Here is a 6,000-nt window from a genome sequence, read left to right on the forward strand (position 1 = left end):
CCCAGCCTCTGCGCCACCCGCGCGGCCGAACGGATCGTCGCAGGCCAGAGCCGGTTCACGCGGACGGGCGTGTCGACCCGGCCCGGACCCCGGGGACCACTGCATAGTGATGCGCGCTTCCGCAAGCCCCCTATGTGCTCCATCACACCCGACCCCTGACTCGGCCCAGGTCTCACCAGGAGCGGGAAAATCCTACTAACGTCGTGGCTATGACAGTGACCCCTGACCGGCCGGCCCACGGTGGTCCCCCTGCCCGGGACACCTCCAGCACCCCCGCCACCGAGACCATCATCGACCGCTTCCTCAGCTCCAACCGGAAGTATGCGGTCACCTTCCGGGACGGCGGCATGGACGCCCGCCCGGTTCAGAAGGTGACCGTGGTGGCCTGCATGGACGCCCGGCTCGACCTGTTCGCGGCGCTCGGCCTGGAGCTCGGCGACGCGCACGTCATCCGCAACGCGGGCGGCGTGGTGACCGACGACACGATCCGCTCGCTCACGATCAGCCAGCGCGCTCTGGGCACCCGCTCGATCGCCCTGATCCACCACACCGGCTGCGGCCTGCTCGGGCTCACCGAGGACTTCCGGCGCGAGCTGGAGCTGGAGGTCGGCCAGCGCCCGCAGTGGGCGGTCGAGTCCTTCGTCGACCTGGACGGCGACGTCCGCCAGTCCATGCAGCGGGTGCGCACCTCGCCCTTCCTGCTGCACACCGACGACGTGCGCGGCTTCGTGTTCGACGTCCACACCGGACTGCTCCGCGAGATCCACTGACCGGACGCCCCTTGTCCCCCGTCGGCCTCCCGACGGGGGAATGGTGACTTCTGGCCACCTCACAGGGAAGAATGCGCCTGCAGACCAGCGCCCCGCACCACCTGGGGTGGTCTGACCGCGAGCCGCCCCCAGATCGATCGGATCCGATCTGAGCCGAACGGTGGGCCGGCCGCGTCATAGGGGTGGGGCCGGTTCCGAACAGCAGGACCGGCGCGAGTGGGGCGAGGAGTTCACGGGTGACGACCTACAACGAAGAAGCCGGTCTCGACGGGCGCGGGCCCGGTCCGCGGTCGGAACCCGGCTCCTTCCCGGCCAGACCGGCAGCGCCGGTGGGACCGATGGGTCTGCCCGAGCTGAACGCGGTGATCGACCGCGTCCGGGCCTCGATCGAGAGCGTCATCGAGGGCAAGCCGGAGGCCGTCCGGCTGGCGCTGACGGTGATGCTGGCCGAGGGCCACCTGCTGCTGGAGGACGTCCCCGGCGTCGGCAAGACCATGCTGGCCAAGGCGCTGGCCCGGTCGGTGGACTGCACGGTGCGCCGGATCCAGTTCACCCCCGACCTGCTGCCCTCGGACGTCACCGGCACCAACGTCTTCGACCAGCAGCGGATGGACTTCGAGTTCCGCCCCGGCGCGATCTTCGCCCAGATCGTGGTCGGCGACGAGATCAACCGGGCCTCGCCGAAGACCCAGTCCGCGCTGCTGGAGTCGATGGCCGAGCGCCAGGTCACCATCGACGGCACCACCTACCAGCTGCCCTCGCCGTTCATGGTGGTGGCCACCCAGAACCCGGTGGAGATGGAGGGCACCTACCCGCTCCCCGAGGCCCAGCGGGACCGCTTCATGGCCCGGATCTCGATCGGCTACCCCAGTCCCGAGGCCGAGCTGGCGATGCTCGACTCGCACTCCGGCGCCTCGCCGCTGGACGACCTGCAGCCGGTGGCGCACGCGGCCGACATCCTCAAGCTGATCGAGCTGGTCCGCACGGTGCACGTCGCGGACACCGTCCGGCGCTACACCGTCGACCTGGTCACCGCCACCCGGACCTCGACCGAGCTGCGGCTCGGCGCCTCCCCGCGCGCGACCCTGCACCTGATCCGGGCGGCCCGCGCGGCCGCCGCGCTGGCCGGCCGCGAGTACGTGCTGCCGGACGACATCCAGGCGCTCGCGGTGCCGGTCCTGGCGCACCGCCTGCTGCCGACCTCGGAGGCCCAGCTGAGCCGCCGCAGTGCCGAGCAGATCGTCCGCGACCTGGTCCAGCGCCTGCCTCTGCCGCGCCCGCAGGGCGGCCTGCACACTCCGGGCCCGGCGCGGAGGATCTGAGGTGGCGGAACAGGACGACCCGGCCGGTCTCCGGGCGGGACTTCGCGGCCTGACCACCCGCGGCCGCTCCTTCCTGGCCGCCGGCGGCACCGCGGTGGTCTGCTCGTACCTGCTGGGACAGAGCGCCCTGCTGCGCGTCGGCGTCCTGCTGGCGGCCCTGCCGCTGGCCGCCGCGGTGCTGCTGGTGCGTACCCGCTACCGGGTGGCCAGCGGCCGCCGGCTCACCCCGCACCGGGCGCCGGCCGGCCAGGAGGCCCGGGTGCACCTGCGGGTGGACAACATCTCCCGGGTGCCCACCGGCCTGCTGATGCTGGAGGACAAGGTCCCGTACGTGCTCGGGCCGCGCCCGCGGTTCGTGCTGGACCGGGTCGAGCCGCGCGGCTTCCGCGAGGTCTCCTACCGGGTCCGCTCCGACCTGCGCGGGCGCTACCTGCTGGGACCGCTGCAACTGCGGCTCACCGACCCGTTCGGGATGTGCGAGCTGACCCGGGCGTTCAGCGCCTCGGACGTGCTCACCGTGGTCCCGCAGGTGCAGAAGCTGCCCGACATCCGGCTGGCCGGCGAGTGGGCCGGCTACGGCGACAGCATGTCGCGGGCGGTCGCGCTGGCCGGCGACGACGACTCGGTGCCGCGCGAGTACCGGCACGGCGACGACCTGCGGCGCGTGCACTGGAAGTCGACCGCCAAGTACGGCGAGCTGATGGTCCGCCGCGAGGAGCAGCCGCTGCGCGCCCGCGCCACCGTGCTGCTGGACACCCGCGAGATCGGGCACCGGGGCAACGGCCCGGCCTCCTCCTTCGAGTGGGCGGTCGGCTGCGCGGCCTCGATCGGCGTGCACCTGCTGGAACGCGGCTACCAGACCCGGCTGCTCACCGACACCGGCATCTCGGTGCCCAGCTCGGTGACCGGCGGCTCCGGCTCGGTCACCGACTCGATCGGCATGCTGCTCGACACGCTGGCCGTCCTGGAGCACTCCGACGGCGGCGGGCTGGCCCCTGCCGAGGACGTGCTGCGGCTGGGCGGCGAAGGCCTGCTGGTGGCGATCCTCGGCTCGCTGGACGACGAGCAGCTGGCCCGCTTGGGCCCGCTGCGCCGCCGGGCCGGCGCGGCCGTCGCGCTGGTGCTGGACACCGGCTCCTGGACCGGCCTGCGCTCGATCTTCCCGGAGGGCGCCGACGGCCAGGCCGCCCGGCAGCTGCACCTGCTGCGCGAGGCCGGCTGGACGGTGCTGCCGGTCCGGGCCGGCGACTCGCTGCCCGAACTCTGGCGGCAGGCCGACCGCCATGCCGCACCCGCCGCAGCCAACGGCGGCCAGGCCCGGAAGGGGGCGAGCGCATGACCACGCGTGCGAGGTTGACGGTCTACGCGGCGCTGGCCACGGCCATGGCCACGATGTGCCTGAGCCCGTTGATCACCCCGGCCGGCTGGGTGCTGACCGGCTTCTTCCTGATCCTGGTGGTCGCGCTGATCGGCGCCGGCCTGCGCCGGCTGTCGGTGGCCCGCCCGCTGGTGGTGCTCGGCCAGCTGGTGCTCTCCCTCTGGCTGGTGCTGCTGCTCAGCGTCCCCGGCCGGATGACCGCGGGTGTGCTGCCGGGCCCCGACGCCGCCCGGGCGGTCGGCGACCTGCTCACCGCGGCGGGCAGCGAGATCCAGGCGTACGCGATCCCCGCCCCGGCCTCCGGCGGCCTGAACCTCCTGCTGACCGGTTCGGTGGCGCTGATCGCCATCCTGGTGGACGCTCTGGCGGTCACCTACCGGCGGGCCGCACTGGCCGGACTGCCGCTGCTGGCGATGTACTCGGTCGGCACCGGCCTGGCCGGCAGCGAGGCCTCGCCGGTCCTCTGGTTCATGTTCTCGGCCGGCGGCTACCTGATGCTGCTCTTCGCCGAGGGCCGCGACCGGCTCTCCCGCTGGGGCCGGGTCTTCCGCGGCGCGGGCAGCGAGCCCGAGCGCGGCGGCGCCACCCTCTCCACCGGCGGCCACCAGATCGGCCTGGTGGCCCTGGCGGTCGCCCTGCTGCTGCCGTTCCTGGCCCCCAACTGGGACCTGAGCCTGGTCAGCGGCGGTCTGGCCGACGGCGGGTCGGGCGGGCGCGGCGGCAACATCAACGCGCTGAACCCGGTGGTCTCGCTGACCGACGGGCTGCGCAAGCCGAGCAACCAGAACCTGATCACCTATCACGGGGACAACCCCGACCTGGCCACCGCCTACCTGCGGATCACCGCGCTGGACGACTTCACCGGCGTGGAGTGGAAGCCCGCCTCACAGCCGGCCCAGCCCGTCCCGTCCACGCTGGGCACCCCCGAGGGGCTGACCGCCGACGTGGAGAGCCAGCCGATGGAGACCCAGGTCAGTCTCTCCCCGCAGCTGAGCAGCGAGTGGCTGCCGGCGCCGTACCCGATGATCCAGGCGAGCCCGCCCGGCGACTGGCGCTACGAGCCGCAGACCCGTTCGCTGATCGCGGACCACGGCCAGAAGGCCACCGGGATCAGGTACACGGTCACCTCACTGGACCTCCACCCCACCGCGGACGAGCTGCGCTCGGCGTCCGTCGCCCCGCAGTCGATCCGCGCCACCGACCTGGCGCTGCCCGGCAACCTGCCGCCGGTGGTCAAGCAGACCGCGCTTCAGGTCACCCAGGGCCGCACCACCGACTACGACAAGGCGGTGGCGCTGCAGAACTGGTTCGCGACCTCGGGCCTGTTCACCTACAGCTCCTCGATCGACCCGGGCACCGGTCCGGACGCCATCGCCAAGTTCCTCCAGGACAAGAAGGGCTTCTGCGTGCACTTCGCCGCCACCATGGCGGCGATGGCGCGGACCCTGCAGATCCCGGCCCGGGTGGCGGTCGGCTTCGCGCCCGGTACCGACCAGGGCAACGGCACCTACGTGGTCGGCAGCAAGGACTACCACGCGTGGCCGGAGCTGTACTTCCAGGGCGCCGGGTGGCTGCGCTTCGAGCCGACCCCGAGCCGCGGTTCGGCGCCGGACTACACCACGGCGCAGACCGCCACGGCGCCGAGCCAGAGCGCCGAGGCGCCGACCAGCGCCCCGACCGCCCGTCCGAGCGCGGCTGCGCCGTCGGGCGTCGACTGCACGACCACCCTGCGCCGCCTGAACGAGTGCCCCGCGCAGCACGCGCCGACCTCCACGACCAGCGCGACCAGCTCCTCCGGGTCCTCCTCGCAGGTGCCGGCCCTGATCGCGGGAGCCGTCCTGGTGCTGCTCCTGCTGCTCTCACCGATGCTCTGGCGGACCCGGCTGCGCCGGCGCCGACTGGGCGGCGGGCGGCGGCGGACCGGGTCCGGGCCGGGCGTGCTGACCGAGGCCCAGGTGCTGGCCGCCTGGACCGAGCTGATCGACTCGGCCTGGGACCTCGGTATCGCACCGGACGACGCCCGCAGCCCGCGGCACACCGTGCAGCGACTCACCGAGGAGGGCGCGCTGGACGAGGCCGGGCAGGCCGCCGTCGGGCGGGTGGCGCTGGCCGCCGAGCGGGTGCTGTACGCCCGCGACCCCGGGCAGCCGACCCCGCTCGGCCCGGACGTCCGGGCGGCGCGGCAGGGCCTGCTGGCCTCGGCCGGGCGCCGGCGCCGGGTGCGGGCGCTGCTGTTCCCGCCGTCCGCCGCGCGGCTGGCCTGGCGGGCCTCCGACCGGCTGCTGACCCTGCGGCTGCGCGGCCGGGCCGCGGCGGCCCGGGTGGGCGAGCCGCTGGGACGCGCGGCGGGCGTGCTGCGCGTGGTGCGCCGGCGCGAACGCGCGGACGACGGCGACTAGCCCCTGTACGCCGAGAAGCACGGTGGGGGGGGCGGGCGCGGGCGGGCCCCCCCCCCGGCGGGTCGCGTGGGGGGGGGGGGCGCAAAAAGCCGGCGGGGTAGTGCCCGCCGGGCGGGCCCCCCCGGTGCCTA

The 6,000-nt window shown here is 74.3% G+C and carries 4 protein-coding genes; all 4 read left to right on the forward strand.

Going from position 1 to position 6,000, the window contains the following annotated elements; all coding sequences use genetic code 11:
- Positions 1-209 precede the first annotated feature (209 nt).
- The 4 genes from P3T37_RS10035 (at position 210) to P3T37_RS10050 (ending at position 5,869) form a co-directional block, all read left to right on the forward strand.
- Positions 210-770: a carbonic anhydrase gene (locus P3T37_RS10035; RefSeq protein WP_280723135.1), complete on the forward strand. Its 561-nt coding sequence runs from the start codon at positions 210-212 to the stop codon at positions 768-770.
- A 338-nt stretch (positions 771-1,108) separates the two neighbouring features.
- On the forward strand, positions 1,109-2,092 hold the full coding sequence (locus P3T37_RS10040) for a MoxR family ATPase (RefSeq protein ID WP_280723160.1): 984 nt from the start codon (positions 1,109-1,111) through the stop codon (positions 2,090-2,092).
- A 1-nt stretch (position 2,093) separates the two neighbouring features.
- Positions 2,094-3,431, forward strand: a complete 1,338-nt coding sequence (locus P3T37_RS10045) for a DUF58 domain-containing protein (RefSeq protein WP_280723136.1) — start codon at positions 2,094-2,096, stop codon at positions 3,429-3,431.
- Positions 3,428-5,869: a DUF3488 and transglutaminase-like domain-containing protein gene (locus P3T37_RS10050; RefSeq protein WP_280723137.1), complete on the forward strand. Its 2,442-nt coding sequence runs from the start codon at positions 3,428-3,430 to the stop codon at positions 5,867-5,869. The genes P3T37_RS10045 and P3T37_RS10050 overlap by 4 nt, the downstream gene beginning before the upstream one ends.
- Positions 5,870-6,000: the final 131 nt, after the last annotated feature.

Origin of the sequence: Kitasatospora sp. MAA4 (genome assembly GCF_029893355.1) — a bacterium.
In the GTDB taxonomy this organism is placed as follows: Bacteria; Actinomycetota; Actinomycetes; order Streptomycetales; family Streptomycetaceae; genus Kitasatospora.

Excerpts from the sequence above, each read along its gene's own strand:
- P3T37_RS10035 (WP_280723135.1), top strand. The coding sequence starts at position 210 with ATGACAGTGACCCCTGACCGGCCGGCCCACGGTGGTCCCCCTGCCCGG.
- P3T37_RS10040 (WP_280723160.1), top strand. The coding sequence starts at position 1,109 with ATGGGTCTGCCCGAGCTGAACGCGGTGATCGACCGCGTCCGGGCCTCG.
- P3T37_RS10050 (WP_280723137.1), top strand. The coding sequence starts at position 3,428 with ATGACCACGCGTGCGAGGTTGACGGTCTACGCGGCGCTGGCCACGGCC.